Below are 18,520 nucleotides of genomic sequence, written 5' to 3'. Positions count from 1 at the left end.
GCGGCGGATCGGCACGACGTCGGGAGGACCCCATGAAGGCTGTACTGGACGGAACGGTGATCGCCGAGGCGCCGAAGGACGACCTCGTCTCCATCGAGGGCAACTGGTACTTCCCGCCCTCGAGCGTCGCCGAGGGTGTGCTCGTCGAGAGCCCCACCCCCTACACCTGCCCGTGGAAGGGGGAGTGCCAGTACTTCGACGTGACGTCGGGCGGGAAGGCGCTGAAGGACCGCGCCTGGTCGTACCCCACCCCGTACCCGACCGCGATCGAGCGCGTCGGCAAGGACTTCTCGGGGTACGTCGCGTTCTGGAAGGAAGTCCAGGTCGTCGACTGAGTCGACCGGACGCACCGCGCCATGATCGAGTTCCGAGGCGTCACCAAGCGTTTCCCCGACGGCACGGAGGCGGTCCGATCCTTCGATCTCGTCGTGCCCGCGCACACCACGACGGTCTTCGTCGGGTCATCCGGATGCGGCAAGACCACGCTCCTGCGCATGATCAACCGCATGGTCGAGCCCAGTGACGGCACGATCCTCATCGACGGCGAGGACATCGCCGGGCGAGACCCGGTGAAGCTGCGCCGGAGCATCGGCTACGTCATGCAGAACTCGGGCCTCCTGCCGCATTTCACCGTGGCCGAGAACATCGCCACGGTCCCCGTGCTGGAGGGCGCGAAACGCAAGAAGGCCCGGGCGCAGGCGCTCGAGCTCATGGACACGGTGGGTCTTGACCGGGGGATGGCCGATCGCTACCCCAGCCAGCTCTCCGGTGGCCAGCAGCAGCGGGTCGGCGTGGCACGGGGGCTCGCTGCCGATCCCAACATCCTCCTCATGGACGAGCCGTTCGGCGCGGTCGACCCGATCGTGCGCGCCGAGCTCCAGGAGGAGCTGCTGCGCATCCAGCGCGAGGTCGCCAAGACGATCGTCTTCGTCACCCACGACATCGACGAGGCGTTCCTCCTCGGAGATCAGGTGGTGATCCTGGAGAAGGGGGCGCAGGTCGCCCAGCGCGGCACCCCCGACGAGATCATCGAGGCACCCGCCACCGACTTCGTCGCCTCCTTCATCGGCGCCGACAGGGGAAAGCGCGCGCTGCGGCTGAAGCGGACGCCGCACGGAACCGTCGTCGTGGACGGCGAGGGACGCACGCAGGGAGCCCTCATCGAGGATGGCGCTCGCACGTGACCTGGGTCCTCAACAACCTCGGGCTGATCGGGGAGCTCGCCGTGGTGCACCTGCGGCAGAGTGTGATCGCCCTCGTGCTGGGGTTCGTCATCTCCGTCCCCCTGGGATGGGTGGCGTGGCGCTACCGGCTGGTGCGCAGCGGGGTCATCACGATCACCGGTCTGCTGTACACGATCCCCTCGATCGCCCTCCTGGTGCTCCTGCCCAGCGCCACGGGCCTGTACTCCATCACCAGCGAGACCAACCTCGTCGTCGCCCTCACCATCTACGCGATCGCCATCCTCGTCCGTGCGGTGGCGGATGGGCTGGATTCCGTCGACGAGGGTGTCCGACAGGCGTCCACGGCGATGGGGTACGGCTCGTTCCGCCGATTCTGGGCGGTCGAGTTCCCGCTCGCCGGCCCGGTGATCCTGGCGGGTCTCCGGGTCACGGCGGCGAGCACGATCGCGCTGGCGACCGTCGGCATCCTCGCCGGCATCATCAATCTCGGCTACCTGTTCACCAACGGCCTCGACCGCCGCATCATCCCCGAGGTGGTGGCGGGAGTGGTCGCCGTCGTCGTCCTCGCCCTCGTCGTCGACCTCGTCCTCCTCATCGCGGGACGGCTCCTCATGCCGTGGACCCGGCGCGTGGCGGGCACCCGGGTGAGGCCCGGACGTGTCGCGCTTTCGGGAGCGGCCGCATGAACTACTTCATCGACGCGTTCGCGTGGATCTTCGGTGGCGACACCGGCTATCTCGATCCCATCCCGCTCGCTTTCGCGCAGCAGCTCGCCTACACCCTGGTGTCGATCGTCATCGCCGGCGTCATCGCGACGCCGATCGGGTGGTGGATCGGGCACACCGGCAAGGGCCGGGAGATCGCGGTGGCGATCTCGGGGGCCGCACGCGCGATCCCCTCGTTCGGACTGCTGATCCTCCTCACGCTGCTCCTCGGGGTGCTGCGCAAGCCCGAGGCCGCTGTCATCACCTTCGTCGTCCTCGCCATCCCGTCCATCCTCGCCGGCGCCTACGCCGGGTTCGAGGCGATCGATCGCCGGGTCATCGACGCCGGTCGCTCGATGGGGATGACCGAGGGGCAGATCCTCTGGCGGATCGAGGTGCCCCTCGGACTCTCGCTCCTGGTGGGCGGCATCCGCTCCGCGACGCTCCAGGTCGTCGCCACGGTCACGATCGCCGCGTATATCGGACTCGGCGGCCTCGGGCAATACATCATCACGGGCTTGGAATTGCGCCGCATCGAGGTCATCATCGGCGGTGCGATACTCGTCGCGGTCCTCGCCCTCGTCCTCGACGGCGTGTTCGCCGTCCTCCAGCGCGTCGCGGTTCCCCGCGGCGTCCTCGCCGGTCAGCGGTCGACCGCCTCATCCCGCACCCGGGCCCCGCGCGTCGCCGCCGCGTGAGCCTCCCGACCTCCCTATCCGCATCAGAAAAGAGGAAAACATGTTCACAGCACGACTCCGAAAGGGGCTCGCGGGCGCTGCGATCCTGACCGGTGCCGTCGTCACGATGGCCGGTTGCGCCACGAGCGACCCGCTCGACTCCGGTGGTGGCGACGAAAGCGCCGGCGCCGGCGACAGCAGCACGATCGTCGTCGGCTCGCAGGCCTACTACTCCAACGAGATCATCGCCGAGATCTACGCACAGGCACTCGAGAACGCCGGGTTCGACGTGGAGCGCCAGTTCAACATCGGGCAGCGCGACGCCTACGTCCCGCTGCTCGAGAGCGGCGAGGTCAACCTCTTCCCCGAGTACAGCGGCAACCTGCTGCAGTACTTCGACGAGGAGACCACCGCCCGCACCGCCGAAGAAGTGTATGCGGCGCTTCCCGATGCGCTCCCCGAGGGGCTGACGGTGCTCGACCAGTCCACCGCCAGCGACCAGGATTCCTACACCGTGACCGCGGCGTTCGCCGACGAGTACTCGCTGTCCTCGATCGCCGACCTGGCGAACGTGGACGTGCCGCTGACCCTCGGCGGTCCGCCCGAGCTCGCCGAGCGTCCCTACGGTCCGGCAGGGCTCGCCGAGACCTACGGGGTGGACGTGTCGTTCTCTGCGACGGGCGACACGACGGTGGAAGACCTCGTCGCCGGCACCGTCAACGTGGCCAACGTCTTCACCGCCGACCCGCGCATCCAGACCGAGGACCTCGTCGTGCTCGACGACCCCGAGGGGCTGTTCCTCGCCTCGAACGTGGTGCCGGTCGCCAGCGCCGACATCGCCGATGAGATCGCCGACGTCATCAACCAGGTGAGCGCCGCGCTGACCCCGGAGGCGCTGGTCGCCCTGAACGTGCAGAGCACGGCCGACCAGCTCTCCAGCGACGAGATCGCCACCCAGTGGCTCGAGGAGAACGGCATCTCCTGAGTCGCTTTCGCGGAGGGGCATCGACGGGCGTGCGCCTGTCGGTGCCCCTCAGTAGCGTGGGGGCCATGGATGCTTCTGCTGCCGCCGCTCATCTCGCACGCGACGTCGATCCCGTCTCCCGGGAGCGTCTGGAGGCCCAGGGGCTGACGATGACCCTCGTCACCGGCGACGCCGACCGGGAGGCCTTCATCCAGGTCGTCGCCCGGGGGTTCCTCGACCCGGAACTGACAGCGGAGCAGGTGCGCGAGGCACGCGCGCGCGGGGACTACCGGCGGATGACGGGGGTGTACGACCCCGCGGCGCCGTCGGCGTCTGCTCCCGTCGCCACGAGCGCCTCGTGGCTGTCGGAGCTCACGGTGCCCGGCGGCGGGGTGCTCGCGGGCAGTGCCGTCAGCGCCGTCACCGTCGCCCCCACCCATCGGCGGCGCGGGATCGCGCGCGCCCTGCTGGAGGCGGAGCTGCGCAGCGCGGTCGCCGGCGACGTGCCCCTGGCGATGCTGACGGTCAGCGAGGCCACCCTGTACGGCCGCTACGGCTTCGCTCCGGCGGCTCCGGCGGCCACCTGGGTGATCGACACCAAGCGGGCAGGATGGCGCGGACCCGGCCGGTCGGGTCGGGTCGATTTCGTCTCGCGGGACACCTGGCGCGAGATCGCGCCGGGCCTGCACGAAGAGGTCCGCCGGCGCTCGGCCGGCGAACTGGAGATCCCCGCCGGCCACTGGGACTCCTTCGCCGGCACGAGGCCCGACGCGAAGGACCCGGGCAAGAAGCGGGCGATCCAGTGGCGCGACGACGCCGGACGGATCCGCGGGGCGGCGCTGTACACGGTCACCGAGAACGGAGAGGACTGGACGAAGTCCCGTGTCGACCTGCTCTCCCTCATCGCCGCCACACCCGCCGCCTACGCGGCGCTGTGGCGTTTCCTCCTCGAGCTCGACCTCGTCGGCGAGATCCGCGCCGGCGAGCTCGCCGTCGATGAGCCGCTGTGGTGGATGATCGCCGATCAGCGCGCCGTGACGATCACCGTCCGCGACCACCAGTACGTGCGGATCCTCGACGTCCCCCGCGCCCTGGAGGCGCGGACCTACACCGGTTCGGGCGAGGTGCTCCTCGACGTGGAGGACTCCCTGGGCCTCTCCACCGGGCGATGGCTCCTGCGGGTGATCGACGGGCTCGGAACCGTCGAAGACGTCGGCGACTCCGCCGCCACCGCCCCCGTCCTGCGACTGGGGATCGAGGAGCTCTCGGCGATCTACCTGGGTGGCGTGTCGGTGACGACCCTGGCCGCGGCGGGGCGCATCGCCGTCGACGACGCCGACCTCGTCGCGCCCCTCTTCCTCACGCCCCGGGCGCCGCGGCTGAGCTTCTGGTACTGACCTCCTGGTCGGCGGCCCCGAACAGGGGCCATAGCCTGGAGGGGATATGGCGCATCTTCTCGGGGCCGAAGCCCTGCACCTGGAATTTCCCACGAAGGTCGTCTTCGACGGCATCTCCCTCGGTATCGACGAGGGCGACCGCATCGGCGTCGTGGGCCGCAACGGCGACGGCAAGTCGACCCTCCTCGCCATGCTCGCGGGGCGGCTGGAGCCCGATTCCGGTCGGGTGACGGTGCGGCGGGGCGTTCGGGTGGGCGTCCTGGATCAGTCCGACACCCTCGACGACGCGCACACCGTGCGCTTCGCCGTCGTCGGAGACCGCCCCGACCACGACTGGGCGGGTGACCCGCGCGTGCGCGACGTCATCGCGGGGCTCCTGGAGGGGCTCGATTGGGAGGGGCCGGTCACGGGCCTGTCCGGCGGCCAGCGCCGTCGGGTGGCCCTCGCCGCGCTCCTCGTCGGCGACTGGGACGTGCTGTTCCTCGATGAGCCGACGAACCACCTCGACGTCGAGGCGATCGCGTGGCTGGCCGACCACGTCCGCGGGCGCTGGCCCGCGAATCAGGGTGGGCTCCTCGTCGTCACCCACGATCGCTGGTTCCTCGACGAGGTGTGCACCACGACGTGGGAGGTCCACGACCGCATCGTCGAACCTTTCGAGGGCGGATACGCCGCCTACATCCTGCAGCGGGTCGAGCGCGACCGGCAGGCGGCGGCCATCGAAGCTCGCCGTCAGAACCTCGCCCGAAAGGAACTCGCCTGGCTCCGGCGCGGCGCCCCCGCGCGGACGTCGAAGCCGAAGTTCCGCATCGACGCCGCCAACGCCCTGATCGAGGATGTGCCGGAACTGCGTGACCCCGTCGCCCTCCAGGCTCTGGCCATCACGCGACTGGGAAAGGATGTCGTCGACCTGCTCGACGTCTCGGTCGTCTACGACGACGGGGGGAGCCGCACCGAGGTCTTCCACGATGTCGAGTGGCGCATCGCGCCCGGTGAACGCACCGGCATCCTGGGGATCAACGGCGCTGGGAAGTCCACCCTCCTCTCGCTCATCTCCGGCGAGCAGGAACCCACCTCGGGCCGGGTGAAGCGAGGCAAGACCGTGCGGGTGGCGATCCTCAGCCAGCGCATGGACGAACTCGACCCCCACCTGGACGATCCCGTGCGGGTCGTCATCTCGGGGCTTCGGACCACCTACACCCTGGGTGCCGGGTCGAAGGCGCAGGAGCTGTCACCGGGGCAGCTGCTGGAGCGGATGGGATTCGCCAGCGCACAGCTCTCCACTCCGGTCCGCGACCTCTCGGGAGGGCAGAAGCGACGGCTGCAGCTGCTGCTGATCCTGCTGTCGCAGCCGAACGTCCTCATCCTCGACGAGCCGACCAATGATCTCGACACCGACATGCTCGCGGCGCTCGAGGATCTCCTCGACTCGTGGCCGGGCACCCTCATCGTCGTCTCGCACGACAGGTATTTCATGGAGCGGGTGACCGATCAGCAGTACGCGCTGCTGGGCGGTCGCCTGCGCCACCTCCCCGCCGGTGTCGACGAGTACCTGCGGCTGCTCGCCGCCGACCGGCGGGCTCCGACGGCCACCCCGCCGTCCGCGGCCTCACCCTCCGCCGCGGCGAACCCGGCGCTCACCGGTGCCGACCTGCGCGCCGCGCAGAAGGAGGCCGCCGCGCTCGAGCGCCGCATCGAGAAGCTCGAGAAAGAGGTGTCGCGGGCCAAGATCGCCCTCGCCGATCACGACCAGTCCGACTACGCGGGGCTCTCGGCGGAGATGAGCCGCATCAGCGCCCTCGAGGCCGAACGCGACGAGACCGAGGAGCGGTGGTTCGCCCTGATCGAACAGATCGGGTGACGCTCAGGCGTCGAAACCCAGGCTGAGTTTCCGCAGCAGTCCCGCGAGGCGGTCGCGATCACTTCGGGAGAGCGATCCGAGCAGGAGCGCCTCCGCATCGACGAGGCGCGTGATCGCGGCGTCGACCCGTGTCCGTCCCTCCTCGGTGAGGGTCACCAGGATGCTCCGGCCATCACCGGGGTCGGCCTCGCGACGCACCAGGCGGCGTCCCACGAGGCGGTCGATCCGGTTGGTCATGGTGCCGCTGGAGACGAGGGTCTGCAGCAGCAGCTGCTTGGGGCTCAGCTGGAACGGCTCACCGGCGCGTCGCAGCGCCGACAGGACGTCCCATTCCCACGGTTCCAACTCGCTGCGGCGGAACGCCTCGCGCCGGGCACGGTCGAGGTGCCGCGACAGTCTGTCGACCCGCGAGAGCACCTCCAGGGGCGAGAAGTCGAGGTCGGGCCGCTGGGCACCCCACGCCTCGACGATGCGGTCGACTTCGTCCGACTCTCGGGGCATGCATCCACTCTGGCAGACTTGTCGGGCGCCCTCTGCGGGGGCGATCCGCCGTGGTGTAATGGCAGCACGACAGCCTTTGGAGCTGTGAGGTCTAGGTTCGAGTCCTGGCGGCGGAGCATGACAGACACCACCGCCTCCTCCTCGCTCTCGGTGATCGTCCTGGCCGCCGGGCAGGGCACACGGATGAAGTCCGCCACCCCCAAGGTGCTCCACCGCATCGGCGGGCGCTCGCTGCTCGGCCACGTCCTGCAGACCGCCGCAGGGCTCCGCCCCCGGAGCACGGCCGTCGTGGTGCGTCACGAACGCGATCTCGTCGCGTCCGAGGCGACCGCGGTGTCGCCGGAGGCGGTGATCGTCGACCAGGACGAGGTCGCCGGCACGGGACGTGCGGTCGAGCTCGGCCTTGCCGCCCTCGGCGAGGAGGACGACGACATCCTGGTCCTCAGCGGCGACGTGCCGCTCCTCGAGGCCGAGATGCTCACCGCGCTCCTGGACACCCACCGCGCCCGCCGGGCCGCAGCGACCCTGCTCACGGCCGTCCTCGACGACGCCTCGGGGTACGGGCGGGTCATCCGCTCCGAAGGCGACACCGTCGCGCGGATCGTCGAGCAGAAGGATGCCGCTCCCGACGAACTCGCGGTCACGGAGATCAACGCGGGGGTCTACGTCTTCCAGGCGGCGTCGCTGCGGCGTGAGCTCGCGCGCGTGGGCACCGCGAACGCGCAGGGCGAGAAGTACCTCACCGATGTCATCGGCCTGCTGCGCGACGCGGGGCTGCCCGTCGCCGCGGTCACCGCGCCCGATGCGGCCGCCGCGCTCGGAGTGAACGACCGCATCCAGCTGTCCGAGGCGGCGCGCACCCTCAACGCCCGCACGGTCCGCCACTGGCAACGCGAGGGCGTCACCGTCATGGACCCGGCCACGACGTGGATCGACGTCACGGCGACCCTCGCGCCCGATGTCACCCTGCTGCCGGGCACGCACGTCCTTCGGGCCACGGTCATCGCAGAGGGGGCCGTCGTCGGCCCCGACACCACCCTGGTGGACTGCGAGGTGGGGGAGAGGGCCACGGTCACCCGCACCGACGCGACCCTCGCCGTGATCGGCGCCGATGCGACGGTGGGCCCGTTCGCGTACCTCCGCCCCAACGCCCGCCTGGGAGCCGGCGGGAAGATCGGCACGTTCGTGGAGGTGAAGAACTCCGACATCGGCGCACGCAGCAAGGTGCCGCACCTGTCCTACATCGGCGACACGACTATCGGCACAGGAGTCAACCTGGGCGCCGGAGCGATCACGGCCAACTACGACGACCTGGCCAAGCACCGCACCGAGATCGGCGATGAGGTCCACAGCGGCTCGCACAACGTCTTCGTCGCGCCAGTTAGGATCGGAGACGGCGCGAAGACCGGAGCCGGCGCCGTCATCCGCAAGGATGTCCCCGCCGGTGCTCTGGCCCTGAGTGTGGCCCCTCAGCGCAACATCGAGGGGTGGGTCGAGAAGAACAGGCCCGGGACGGCCGCGGCCGAGGTCGCAGCGCGAGCCCGGACGTCACAGAAAGCGGACGATGGCGCGCAAAACGAAGACGGTTGACCTCGACCGCGACAACGACATCGCCCCGGGCATCGTCGCCAAGACCAAGAAGCGGCTCGTCGTCGCCGCCGGCCGGTCGCACCAGGAGCTCGCCGCCGAGGTCGCGGCGGGCCTGGGAACGCAGCTCGTTCCCACCGAGTACCGCACGTTCGCGTCCGGTGAGATCCTGACGCGCTTCGAGGTGTCCATCCGCGGCTGCGACTTCTTCCTGGTGCAGAGCTTCGGGCCGCCGGTCAACGAGTGGCTGATGGAGACCCTCATCATGCTCGATGCGGCCAAGCGGGCCTCCGCGAAGCGCATCACCGTCGTCGCGCCGTACTACCCCTACAGCCGGCAGGACAAGAAGGGCCGTGGCCGTGAGCCGATCAGCGCCCGCCTGGTCGCCGATCTCCTGCGCACCGCCGGCGCCGACCGCGTCATGAGCGTCGACCTGCACGCCGCGCAGATCCAGGGATTCTTCGACGGACCGGTGGACCACCTGTTCGCCAAGCCGGTGCTCCTGGAGTACTTCCGCGACACCCTGAGCGCCGCCGACCGCGCCAAGCTGACCGTCGTCTCCCCCGACACCGGCCGGGTGCGCGTCGCGGACACGTGGTCGGACAGTCTCGGGGCTCCGCTGGCCATCATCCACAAGCGCCGCGATCCGAACGTCGCCAACCAGGTCACCGTGAACGAGATCGTCGGTGAGGTGAAGGGCCGCGTCTGCCTCCTCGTCGACGACATGATCGACACCGGCGGCACGATCGTCAAGGCGGCCGAGGCGCTGAAGGCCAGCGGCGCCGAGCGCGTGATCGTCGCCGCGACCCACGCGATCTTCAGCGACCCTGCGGCGCAGCGTCTGCGCAGCGACGCGATCGACGAGGTCGTCGTCACCGACACCGTTCCGGTTCCCGAGGAGAAGCGTTTCCCGGGGCTCACCATCCTCCCCATCGCCCCCCTTCTCGCCCGCGCGATCCGCGAGGTGTTCGAAGACGGCTCGGTCACGAGCATGTTCGACGGTGCCGCCTGACCCGAGTCTCGGGATCAGCTGGGGGTCTTCGCGTTCCGAGCCGTTGCATAGGAACACCGCGCCAGGATGACGGTAGCCACTCCCACCCCCAGGAGGAACCTTGATCCGTCTGAACCTCGCCCCCCGTCCCGTCCGCGTCGGTGCCGCCGGTGTCGGCGTCGTCGGAGTCCTTCTGCTGGCCGGATGCTCCAGTGGGGCTGACGCCGCCGGAACCGAGGGAGCCGGGTCCACCGGCGACGCGGGAACCGGGACGAGCGGAGGACCCTATGCGGACGGCACGTATACCGCCGAAGGCACGTACAACACCCCCGAGTCGGTCGAGCAGATCTCGGTGACCCTCACGCTCCGGGACGACATCGTCACCGACGTCGAAGTGACCGGAGACCCGCAGCGTCCCGAGTCCGAGCGATACCAGTCGCAGTTCATCGGCGGCATCGCCGACGAGGTCGTCGGTCAGAACATCGACGACCTCTCCGTCGACCGGGTTGCGGGGTCCTCGCTGACCAGCGGCGGATTCAACGCCGCTGTCGAAGAGATCAAGGCTGAAGCGGCGGCGTGAGATGACCGCGCCCGGGGCAGCGCCCGCGACGCCCGAGATCTGGCGCTTCGAGGCCATCGGCACCCGGTGGGAGGTCGGCACCGCCCAGGCGCTGACCGCGGATGACCGCGCGGAAGTCGCCGCGGCTGTCGATGCCTTCGATCGCGCGTGGTCGAGGTTCCGCGACGACTCCGTCGTCATGGGCCTGGCCCGGCGCGGGGGAGAGACGCTCGCGCCCGAAGACACCGACCTGCTGCTCTCGCGCCTGACCGAGATCGCCGATGCCACCGGCGGCGCGGTCAGTCCGCTCGTCGGTGGGGTCCTCGCCCGTCGGGGGTACGACGAGGGGATGTCCCTGACCGACCGCGGACCCGAACCGGCGCCTTCCTGGCGCGATGTGCTGTCCTGGGGCCCGGACACCCTTCGCCTTTCCCGACCGGCGACGATCGACGTCGGGGCCCTCGGCAAGGGCCGCCTCGTCGATATCGTCCACGGTCTTCTCGCCGAGCGTGTGACGGGACCGCTCGTGGTCGACGCCTCGGGAGATCTCCGGGTGACCGGGGCCGAGCTGCGGATCGCCCTCGAGCACCCGTTCGACACCACCCGCGCGATCGGCGTGATCACCGCGGCCTCGGGAGCGGTCTGCGCCTCGGCGACCAACCGGCGGCGATGGGGCGACGGCCTGCACCACGTCCTGGACGCGCGCACCGGCGAGCCGGTGCGGACGATCGCCGCCTCGTGGGCCTTCGCGCCCGATGCCATGACCGCGGATGCGATCGCCACCGCGCTGTTCTTTGACGGCGGTCCGGAGATCGCCCACCGGTGGGGCGTGGAGTGGGTCAGGATGTTCACCGACGGCCGGGTGGAATGGTCGCCGGGCAATCCCGCCGAGCTGTTCCGGCGGGCGGATACGGTGGCATCGTGAACGCCCTGACCGTCGGCCTCCGCTCTCTCACCGCCCGGGTGTTCGCGGTTCTCGGCCGCTTCTCGATGTATCGCGTCATGCTGCTCGCGCTCGCCGCGCTCACGGCGATCTCGGTCCTGCTGTCGCTGTTCGGACTGCTGACGCAGGGGCCGCTGGAGATCCTCGTCACCGCCGTCGTGCTCGTCCTCACGTGCGGAGCGGTCGACCTCCTCGCGCAGCGGGTACTGCGCCTGGCCTGGCGGTGGGAGTCCTCGGTCATCACCGCCGGCATCCTGCTGTTCGTCCTCCGCCCGTCGCTGGATCCGCTGCTCCTCCTCGGGGCCGCCCTCGCCGGCGCGATCGCCGCGCTGTCGAAGTACGTCCTGGCCTGGCGCGGCCGACACATCCTCAACCCCGCGGCGACGGGCGCCTCGGCGCTCACCCTGCTCAGTGTCTGGGTGCCCGCGCTCGGCGCCTCGGCGTGGTGGGTGGGAAGCCCGGTCCTGGCGGCGCCCGTGATCATCCTCGGGGTGATCGTGCTGTGGCGGGCGGAGAAGCTCCGCATCGCCGCCCTCTTCCTCGTCGTCGCCGTCGGGGTCGCGCTCGTCCGGGTGTTCTCGCAGTACGCCGCGCTGGGTGTGCCGGTGGCGCTCGGCGACATCCTTCCGCAGGTGCTGTTCTCCTCGCCGTTCCTGTTCCTCGGTGCCTTCATGCTCTCCGAGCCGCTCACCCTTCCGCCCAGGAGATGGCAGCAGCTGCTGGTCGCCCTCGTCGTCGGTGCGCTGGCGGGCTGGCCTACCGTCATCGGGGCGTTCAGCCTCGGGCAGGAGCGGGCCCTCCTCATCGGCAACGTGCTCGCCTTCCTCCTCGCCGTGCGTACGGCCCATCGACTCCGACTGGCCGAGCGTGCGCACCTGACGCCCACCGTGCGCGAACTCACCTTCGTCGTCTCCGGGCCGCTGTTCTTCGCGCCGGGGCAGTACCTCGAGCTCGAGGTGCCGCACCGACGCGCCGACGGACGCGGCACGCGCCGGGAGTTCAGCATCGCCTCGGCGCCCGAGGACCTCCCGGAACTGAAGATCGCCTACCGGGAGCCCGCGGCGGGCGCCCCGTCGAGTTTCAAACGCGCTCTGGCCGAGACCCCAGCCGGTGCCGAGGTGCGGGTCACCGGGGTGTGGGGTGATTTCCTTCTGCCTTCGAGCACGACAGCCCCGGTGCTTCTGGTCGCCGCCGGCATCGGGATCACCCCGTTCGTCTCGCAGCTGCGGCACCACCGTCTGACCGACGAGGATCGCGACATCGTGCTCGTCTATGTCGCCTCGGATGCCGCGGAGCTCGCCTACCGCGACGAGATCGCCGCCTCGGGGGTGCCGGTCATCGTCTTCACCCGCGGGGCGCCCGCCGACCTCCCGGCGCACTGGCGCTGGGCGCGCGGCGTGCGCCTCGACGCCGACGGGTTGCTGGGGGTCGTTCCCGACATCTCCGCACGGCACGCGTTCGTCTCGGGGCCGGCGGGTCTGATCGCCGAGCTCGCCCCGGCGCTCCGTCGGGCACGGTCGCTGACCACCGACGCCTTCAGCGGCTACTGATCCGCGGCGGGATCCTCCGGGCGAGCCGGCAGACGCATCTCGAACGTCGTGTCCCCGGGCGTGCTCGTGACGGTGAGGGTGCCGGTGTGGGCCACCACGATCGCGCGGGCGATCGAGAGACCGAGTCCGGTGCCGCCGGTGTTGCGCGCCCGCGATCGGTCGGCGCGGGAGAACCGCTCGAAGAGCTCGTCGGCGATCGCCGGGTCGATGCCGGGGCCGTCGTCGCGAACCCGGACCACCGCGTCCGACCCCTCGCGCTCGACCGAGACACGGACGGTGGTGCCGGCCGGGGTGTGGATCCGCGCGTTGCCCAGGAGATTGGCCATGACCTGGTGGAGGCGCCGCGCATCGCCGGCGACGACGACGGGATCTTCGCCCACCTCGGCCACCCAGTGGTGATCAGGCCCCGCCGCCTGGGCGTCGCCGAGGGCCTCGACGGCCAGCTGCGACAGATCCACCGCGCCGTACACCAGCTCCTGACCCTCGTCGAGCCGGGCGAGCAGGAGCAGGTCCTCCACCAGCGAGGTCATCCGCAGCGACTGGCTTTGGATACGCTCGAGCGACGCCTCGGCGGTGTCGAGGGCTCCGCCGTCGTGGCCGCGCTCCAGAGCGCGCAGCGACAGCTCCGAGTAGCCGCGGATCGACGCCAGAGGCGTGCGCAGCTCGTGGCTCGCGTCGGCGACGAACGAGCGCATCCGCTCCTCGTTCCGCTGCCGTGCGGTCAGCGAGGTCGACACGTGGTCCAGAAGGGTGTTCAGGGCCTGCCCGACCTGGCCGATCTCGGTCCGCGGATCGGCCTCGTCGTCGGGAACGCGGTCCCTGATCGAGACCTCGCCCTGATCGAGCGGAAGCGCCGCCACCCGGCGGGCGGTCTCGGCGACGGAGCGCAGCGGAGCAAGCCCCGCGCGCACCGTCCACGCCGTGGCGACTGCCAGCAGGAGCAGTCCGCCCAGGGTCAGCAGCGCGATCGTCAGGAGCATCTCACCGATGGTGGTCGCCACGGCGGTGCGGGAAATCCCCACCACGACGATGGCCGGGGAGGCGGGGACGTTCGCCAGCCGATAGGTGCCGACCCCATCCAGCGCCGTCACCGCCGGACCCGCCGTGTCGAGCCGCTCGACCAGCTCGGTGATCTGCGCGTCGCTGAGTTCGACCACGCGTCCGCGGTCGTCGGTGGCCGCCGCGGTGGTCTCCCCGGTCACGGGGTCGCCCATCACGAGCAGGAAGCCCGGCTGCGGCGCCTGTTCCCCCAGGATGTCGGCGGCGGTGGCGCCGCTGCCGATCAGCGGCCGGATCCAGGTCGCCGCCCGGTTCGCCGTCGCCTCCACCTGACTGTCCAGGCTCCGCTCCAGCACCGATCCGAGGATCGCGGAGGTGGCGACCCCCACCAGGATGAGGATGAGCGAGACGATCGCGGCGATCGTGACGATCAGTCGTCGCTGGAGCGTCCAGGGGTGGCGGGCTCGCCTCACTGGGGCGCCTTGATCATGTACCCGACGCCGCGCACGGTGTGGATGAGGGGCTCCTGGCCCTGGTCGATCTTCTTGCGGAGGTAGGAGATGTAGAGCTCGACCACGCTGGAGCGCCCGCCGAAGTCGTAGTTCCACACCCGGTCGAGGATCTGCGCCTTGGACACCACGCGGCGCTGGTTGCGCATGAGGAAGCGCAACAGCTCGAACTCCGTCGCGGTCAGCTCGATCTCCACCCCGGCGCGCTGGACCTCGTGGCTGTCCTCATTCAACGACAGGTCGCCGACGCGGAGGATGGGCTCGGCCTCGGCGGTCTGGGCCGTCCCCGCGCGGCGCATGAGGCCACGAAGCCTCGCGACGACCTCCTCGAGACTGAACGGCTTGGTGACGTAGTCGTCCCCGCCGGCCGTCAGGCCCGCGACACGGTCGGAGACGGCGTCCTTCGCGGTGAGGAAGAGCACCGGCACGTCATCGCCGGAGGCGCGCAGACGCTGCAGCACCGACATCCCGTCGAGGTCGGGCATCATGATGTCGAGCACCATCGCGTCCGGGCGGAAATCGCGCACCGCCTGCAGCGCCTCGAAGCCCGAGGCTGCGGTCTTCACCTCCCAGCCCTCCATCCGCAGCGCCATCGACAGCAGGTCGGTGAGCATCTGCTCGTCGTCCACGACGAGGAGGCGGAGCGCCTGCCCGTCGGGGCGGCGGAGTGCGGAGGGTGCGAGGGTCGTCATGCACCCCAGTGTGCGGGCTCAGCTATGGATTTCCTATGGTGTCCGCTATGCGCCGGCTGAGAGCCGTCCATAGGGATCGCATAACCCCTCCTGACGATGCTCTTTGGCCGCATCCCTAGCGTCGCTTCGACAGCCGGTACCGCAGCCCGGCGAGAGGAGACCCATGTACGGGACGTACCTTCGGCGAGAGCTCGCCGGGCGAAAGAAGCAGACGATCATCGTGGCAGCCGGGCTCGCGCTGGCCATCGCCCTCGTGATGATCGTGACCTCGCTGGCGGCCGGTGTCCGCGATGCCCAGGCCCAGGCCCTGGAATCGGTCTACGGAATCGGCACCGACCTCACCGTGACCGGCGGCACCGCCGAACCCGGACAGGGCGGGGCGCAGTTCGACTTCGACGAGGACGGCGGAGAGACCGGCGAGGACGGCACCACCCAGTTGAACCAGTCGCGCCTGATGACCGAGCCCTTCCGATCGACCCTCGACGCGTCGGTCATCGACACGGTGACCTCGACCGACGGCGTCGCCTCCGCGGTGGGCGCACTGAGCCTGACCAATGTGACCTTCTCCGGCGAGCTTCCCGAGCCGCCGAGCGGCACCGGCGACGACACGACGATGCCGGGACAGCCGCCCCAGCAGTCCGGGGGCGGAGGCGGCGGATTCGGCGGCGGGTCCTTCGACCTGAACTCCTTCACCGTGCTCGGACTGGAACCCGGCGCCGAGGGCATCGGACCCATGTCCGCCGTCGACGTCGCGGACGGACGCGCGCTGATGGCCGACGACACCGGGCAGGAGGTCGCCGTGCTCGACGCGACCTACGCCACGAGTGAAGAGCTCGGCGTCGGAGACACCATCGAGATTGGTGGCACCGAATTCGAGATCGTCGGCATCGTGGCATCCACATCCGATGAGGCCGACACCGCCGCGAACGTCTACATCCCGCTCGATGTCGCCCAGGAGCTCTCCGGCGCCGGCGACGTCGTCTCGACCGTCTACGTCCAGGCCGAATCGTCCGATGCGATCGACGCCCTTCAGACGGCCATCCAGGACGAGCTTCCCGATGCCACCGTGAGTTCGCAGTCCGACCTCGCCGCCTCGGTGTCGGGGTCGCTCTCCAGCGCCTCATCCCTCATCACCAACCTCGGCACCTGGCTGTCGCTCATCGTCCTCGCGGTCGCGCTGGTGCTCGCCGTCCTCTTCACGATCTCGGGTGTGTCGCGGCGCACGCGGGAGTTCGGCACGCTGAAGGCCATCGGCTGGTCGAACGGCCGCGTCGTCGGTCAGGTGGCCGGGGAGTCGGTGGTCCAGGGTCTCATCGGGGGAGCGGTGGGAGTCGCCCTCGGACTGGCGGGCATCCTCGTGATCAATCTCGTCGCGCCGACCCTCTCGTCGACGGCCACCGCGCAGACCCCGACCGGCCCCGAGGGTGGCGTCGGTCCGGGCGGACCGGGCGGCGGGGGCTTCGGCGAAGCGATGACGACGGCCGCGGCAGACGTGGTCCTCCAGGCTCCCGTCACGCTCTGGGTGATCCTCGCTGCCGTCGGCATCTCGATCCTCGGCGGTCTCCTCGCCGGCGCCTTCGGCGGATGGCGAGCCGCCCGGCTGAGCCCGGCCGAGGCACTGAGATCGGTGGGCTGACCGTGGCCGACCGGCATTCCGCTGCGCCCCCTCAACCCCACGCCCCCTCTCATCCGGCACCCCAGACAGGAGAACCCGTCATGACCCCGCTCTACCGCCTGAAGGGCGTCACCCGCACGTATTCCCAGAAAGGACGCGAAGTGTCTGCGCTCGTCGGCGTCGATCTGGAGATCGAGGCCGGAAACTTCATCACGATCCAGGGGCCCACGGGAGGGGGGAAGTCGACGCTCCTGCAGCTGCTCGGCGCCCTCGACCGTCCGAGCACCGGGTCGGTGCACCTCGGTGAGCTCGACATCGCCACTGCCGACAACCGCCGCCTCGGTCGCATCCGTGCGCACGAGATCGGGTTCGTGTTCCAGGGGTTCAACCTCATCCCGACCCTCACCGCGAGCGAGAACGTCGACATGGCCCTCGAGCCGCTGCGCCTTGCGGCCCCCGAGAGACGGGAGCGCGTCAGCGAGGCGCTCGGCCGGGTCGGCCTCGCGGAGCGCGCCGACCACCGGCCGGGGGAGCTCTCCGGGGGTCAGCAGCAGCGCGTCGCGATCGCGCGGGCCATCGTCAAGCGTCCGCGGGTGCTGCTGGCCGACGAACCGACCGGCAACCTCGACGAGAGCATGAGGGACGAGATCCTCGGGGTGCTCCAGCGACTTAACGACGAGGGCCTCACGCTCATCGTGGTCACGCACGATTCCGCGGTCGCGGGGCGCGCCCGCCGTCGGCTGCGCCTGGAGAACGGAGTGGTCCGCGACATCACGCGGTGAGGGCACTCATCCCGCCTGTCGTGCGTGGGCCGCGATGCGATCGAACAGCGCATCGCGGTCCGCGTCGACCTGTCGACGGTCGGGATGGGCGTCGTAGAAGGCGACGATCTGTCGGGCGCCCTCGTCGAAGGTGATCGTCGTTTCGAACTCCGGCACCAGAGCGGTCACCTTGGCGTTGTCGAAGACCATCGAGTGCGCCTTGTCGCCGAGGAGCGTCGGGCCGAGGTCGGGGGCGAAGGCGGCGATCGTCTCGGATGCCACGTGGACGAGGTCGGGCGAGGGGACACCTGCCGCATCGGCCAGCCAGCCGTAGATCCGGTTCCAGCTGGGTGCGTGGTCGCCGGTCACGGTGAACGCCTCACCGATTGCGTCGGGACGGCCCGCGAGGCCCGTGATCGCGACGGCGACATCGTCGCTGTGCGTGATGGTCCACAGACTCGTCCCGTCGCCGTGGACGATGACGGGCCGACCCTCCCGCATCCGCGCGATGTCCGTCCAGCCTCCCAGGGTCGGAAGGAGCTGCTCGTCGTACGTGTGCGACGGACGCACGATCGTCATCGGGAAGCCGCGCTCGCGGTAGGCGGCGACGAGCAGGTCTTCGCCGGCGATCTTGTCGCGCGAGTACTGCCAGAAGGGATTGCGCAGCGGCGTGGACTCGGTCACCGGAAGGCGCACCGGCGGCTTCTGGTACGCCGACGCCGAGCTGACGAACACGTACTGCCCGACGCGTCCCTCGAACAGGTCCAGGTCGGTCTGGACGTGCTCGGGGGTGAAGGCGAGGAACTGCAGGACGACGTCGAACTCCGCTGCGCCCACGGCCGCCCGCACGGCCTCGGGGTCGCGCAGATCGGCGGTGAGCGTGCGCACCTCCGACGGGAGCGGCCGTCGTCCGGTGCCGCGGTTGACGACGGTGACCTCGTCCCCGCGCGCCACCGCGCGGCGCACGCACGCCGCGCTGATCGTTCCGGTACCGCCGAGGAAGAGGATGCGTCGCGTCATCCTCCG

The 18,520-nt window shown here is 70.5% G+C and carries 18 protein-coding genes and 1 tRNA gene; 15 read left to right on the top strand and 4 right to left on the bottom strand.

Features of this window, described 5'->3' with window-relative positions; genetic code table 11:
* Window positions 1-32: 32 nt before the first annotated feature.
* From MA875_RS04245 to MA875_RS04215, 7 genes are all read left to right on the top strand, one after another.
* Window positions 33-335 (top strand): DUF427 domain-containing protein, encoded by a 303-nt coding sequence (locus tag MA875_RS04245; RefSeq protein ID WP_248240483.1) that lies wholly within the window; start codon window positions 33-35, stop codon window positions 333-335.
* A gap of 21 nt (window positions 336-356) precedes the next feature.
* Window positions 357-1,184, top strand: coding sequence for an ABC transporter ATP-binding protein (locus MA875_RS04240; RefSeq protein ID WP_248240482.1), 828 nt, complete (start codon window positions 357-359; stop codon window positions 1,182-1,184).
* Complete coding sequence (locus tag MA875_RS04235) at window positions 1,181-1,870, top strand: ABC transporter permease (protein ID WP_248240481.1); 690 nt, start codon at window positions 1,181-1,183, stop codon at window positions 1,868-1,870. Before MA875_RS04240 ends, MA875_RS04235 begins: the two co-directional genes overlap by 4 nt.
* Window positions 1,867-2,586 (top strand): ABC transporter permease, encoded by a 720-nt coding sequence (locus MA875_RS04230; RefSeq protein ID WP_248240480.1) that lies wholly within the window; start codon window positions 1,867-1,869, stop codon window positions 2,584-2,586. The genes MA875_RS04235 and MA875_RS04230 overlap by 4 nt, the downstream gene beginning before the upstream one ends.
* 40 nt (window positions 2,587-2,626) lie before the next feature.
* On the top strand, window positions 2,627-3,550 hold the full coding sequence (locus MA875_RS04225) for an ABC transporter substrate-binding protein (protein WP_248240478.1): 924 nt from the start codon (window positions 2,627-2,629) through the stop codon (window positions 3,548-3,550).
* 65 nt (window positions 3,551-3,615) lie between these two features.
* Entirely contained in the window at window positions 3,616-4,926 is a 1,311-nt protein-coding gene (locus MA875_RS04220) for a GNAT family N-acetyltransferase (RefSeq protein WP_248240477.1), read from the top strand.
* Between the two features lie 46 nt (window positions 4,927-4,972).
* Window positions 4,973-6,787 (top strand): ABC-F family ATP-binding cassette domain-containing protein, encoded by a 1,815-nt coding sequence (locus tag MA875_RS04215; protein WP_248240476.1) that lies wholly within the window; start codon window positions 4,973-4,975, stop codon window positions 6,785-6,787.
* A gap of 3 nt (window positions 6,788-6,790) precedes the next feature.
* On the opposite strand, the gene MA875_RS04210 is transcribed toward MA875_RS04215, so the two are convergent.
* Window positions 6,791-7,288 carry a MarR family winged helix-turn-helix transcriptional regulator gene (locus MA875_RS04210; RefSeq protein ID WP_248240475.1) on the bottom strand — a complete coding sequence of 166 codons (498 nt, stop codon included), beginning with the start codon at window positions 7,286-7,288 and terminating at the stop codon, window positions 6,791-6,793.
* 44 nt (window positions 7,289-7,332) lie between these two features.
* Between MA875_RS04210 and MA875_RS04205 the strand changes: the two genes are divergently transcribed.
* The 6 genes from MA875_RS04205 (at window position 7,333) to MA875_RS04180 (ending at window position 12,918) form a co-directional block, all read left to right on the top strand.
* Window positions 7,333-7,404 (top strand) — tRNA-Gln (locus MA875_RS04205).
* 1 nt (window position 7,405) lies between these two features.
* Window positions 7,406-8,878, top strand: a complete 1,473-nt coding sequence (gene glmU, locus MA875_RS04200) for a bifunctional UDP-N-acetylglucosamine diphosphorylase/glucosamine-1-phosphate N-acetyltransferase GlmU (RefSeq protein WP_248240474.1) — start codon at window positions 7,406-7,408, stop codon at window positions 8,876-8,878.
* Entirely contained in the window at window positions 8,853-9,887 is a 1,035-nt protein-coding gene (locus tag MA875_RS04195; protein WP_248240473.1) for a ribose-phosphate diphosphokinase, read from the top strand. Before glmU ends, MA875_RS04195 begins: the two co-directional genes overlap by 26 nt.
* A gap of 100 nt (window positions 9,888-9,987) precedes the next feature.
* Complete coding sequence (locus MA875_RS04190) at window positions 9,988-10,446, top strand: FMN-binding protein (RefSeq protein WP_248240472.1); 459 nt, start codon at window positions 9,988-9,990, stop codon at window positions 10,444-10,446.
* A gap of 1 nt (window position 10,447) precedes the next feature.
* The gene (locus MA875_RS04185; RefSeq protein ID WP_248240469.1) at window positions 10,448-11,350 is read left to right on the top strand and encodes an FAD:protein FMN transferase; all 903 of its coding nucleotides are present in this window, start codon (window positions 10,448-10,450) and stop codon (window positions 11,348-11,350) included.
* A 65-nt stretch (window positions 11,351-11,415) separates the two neighbouring features.
* Entirely contained in the window at window positions 11,416-12,918 is a 1,503-nt protein-coding gene (locus MA875_RS04180) for an FAD-dependent oxidoreductase (RefSeq protein ID WP_248240672.1), read from the top strand.
* Here MA875_RS04180 and MA875_RS04175 read toward each other — a convergent pair.
* Together MA875_RS04175 and MA875_RS04170 are read right to left on the bottom strand one after the other, a co-directional pair.
* The gene (locus tag MA875_RS04175) at window positions 12,912-14,390 is read right to left on the bottom strand and encodes a sensor histidine kinase (RefSeq protein WP_248240468.1); all 1,479 of its coding nucleotides are present in this window, start codon (window positions 14,388-14,390) and stop codon (window positions 12,912-12,914) included. The genes MA875_RS04180 and MA875_RS04175 overlap by 7 nt on opposite strands.
* Window positions 14,387-15,118 (bottom strand): response regulator transcription factor, encoded by a 732-nt coding sequence (locus MA875_RS04170; RefSeq protein WP_248240466.1) that lies wholly within the window; start codon window positions 15,116-15,118, stop codon window positions 14,387-14,389. The genes MA875_RS04175 and MA875_RS04170 overlap by 4 nt, the downstream gene beginning before the upstream one ends.
* A gap of 163 nt (window positions 15,119-15,281) precedes the next feature.
* On the opposite strand from MA875_RS04170, the gene MA875_RS04165 reads away from it, so the two are divergent.
* Both MA875_RS04165 and MA875_RS04160 read left to right on the top strand, forming a co-directional pair.
* Window positions 15,282-16,754 carry an ABC transporter permease gene (locus MA875_RS04165; protein WP_248240465.1) on the top strand — a complete coding sequence of 491 codons (1,473 nt, stop codon included), beginning with the start codon at window positions 15,282-15,284 and terminating at the stop codon, window positions 16,752-16,754.
* 80 nt (window positions 16,755-16,834) lie between these two features.
* A complete protein-coding gene (locus MA875_RS04160; RefSeq protein WP_248240464.1) occupies window positions 16,835-17,515 on the top strand; it encodes an ABC transporter ATP-binding protein in 681 nt (226 codons plus the stop codon).
* A 6-nt stretch (window positions 17,516-17,521) separates the two neighbouring features.
* On the opposite strand, the gene MA875_RS04155 is transcribed toward MA875_RS04160, so the two are convergent.
* Window positions 17,522-18,514 (bottom strand): NAD-dependent epimerase/dehydratase family protein, encoded by a 993-nt coding sequence (locus tag MA875_RS04155; RefSeq protein WP_248240463.1) that lies wholly within the window; start codon window positions 18,512-18,514, stop codon window positions 17,522-17,524.
* Between the last annotated feature and the right edge of the window lie 6 nt (window positions 18,515-18,520).

Origin of the sequence: Microbacterium kunmingense, from assembly GCF_023155745.1 — a bacterium.
In the GTDB taxonomy this organism is placed as follows: domain Bacteria; phylum Actinomycetota; class Actinomycetes; order Actinomycetales; family Microbacteriaceae; genus Microbacterium; species Microbacterium kunmingense.
Note: the sequence above shows the minus strand (reverse complement) of the source record. Positions and strands in the feature narration are given on the sequence as shown.

Excerpts from the sequence above, each read along its gene's own strand:
- MA875_RS04210 (WP_248240475.1), bottom strand. The coding sequence starts at position 7,288 with ATGCCCCGAGAGTCGGACGAAGTCGACCGCATCGTCGAGGCGTGGGGT.
- MA875_RS04170 (WP_248240466.1), bottom strand. The coding sequence starts at position 15,118 with ATGACGACCCTCGCACCCTCCGCACTCCGCCGCCCCGACGGGCAGGCG.
- glmU (WP_248240474.1), top strand. The coding sequence starts at position 7,406 with ATGACAGACACCACCGCCTCCTCCTCGCTCTCGGTGATCGTCCTGGCC.
- MA875_RS04155 (WP_248240463.1), bottom strand. The coding sequence starts at position 18,514 with ATGACGCGACGCATCCTCTTCCTCGGCGGTACCGGAACGATCAGCGCG.
- MA875_RS04240 (WP_248240482.1), top strand. The coding sequence starts at position 357 with ATGATCGAGTTCCGAGGCGTCACCAAGCGTTTCCCCGACGGCACGGAG.
- MA875_RS04230 (WP_248240480.1), top strand. The coding sequence starts at position 1,867 with ATGAACTACTTCATCGACGCGTTCGCGTGGATCTTCGGTGGCGACACC.
- MA875_RS04225 (WP_248240478.1), top strand. The coding sequence starts at position 2,627 with ATGTTCACAGCACGACTCCGAAAGGGGCTCGCGGGCGCTGCGATCCTG.
- MA875_RS04185 (WP_248240469.1), top strand. The coding sequence starts at position 10,448 with ATGACCGCGCCCGGGGCAGCGCCCGCGACGCCCGAGATCTGGCGCTTC.
- MA875_RS04215 (WP_248240476.1), top strand. The coding sequence starts at position 4,973 with ATGGCGCATCTTCTCGGGGCCGAAGCCCTGCACCTGGAATTTCCCACG.
- MA875_RS04165 (WP_248240465.1), top strand. The coding sequence starts at position 15,282 with ATGTACGGGACGTACCTTCGGCGAGAGCTCGCCGGGCGAAAGAAGCAG.
- MA875_RS04180 (WP_248240672.1), top strand. The coding sequence starts at position 11,416 with ATGTATCGCGTCATGCTGCTCGCGCTCGCCGCGCTCACGGCGATCTCG.
- MA875_RS04195 (WP_248240473.1), top strand. The coding sequence starts at position 8,853 with ATGGCGCGCAAAACGAAGACGGTTGACCTCGACCGCGACAACGACATC.
- MA875_RS04220 (WP_248240477.1), top strand. The coding sequence starts at position 3,616 with ATGGATGCTTCTGCTGCCGCCGCTCATCTCGCACGCGACGTCGATCCC.
- MA875_RS04245 (WP_248240483.1), top strand. The coding sequence starts at position 33 with ATGAAGGCTGTACTGGACGGAACGGTGATCGCCGAGGCGCCGAAGGAC.
- MA875_RS04160 (WP_248240464.1), top strand. The coding sequence starts at position 16,835 with ATGACCCCGCTCTACCGCCTGAAGGGCGTCACCCGCACGTATTCCCAG.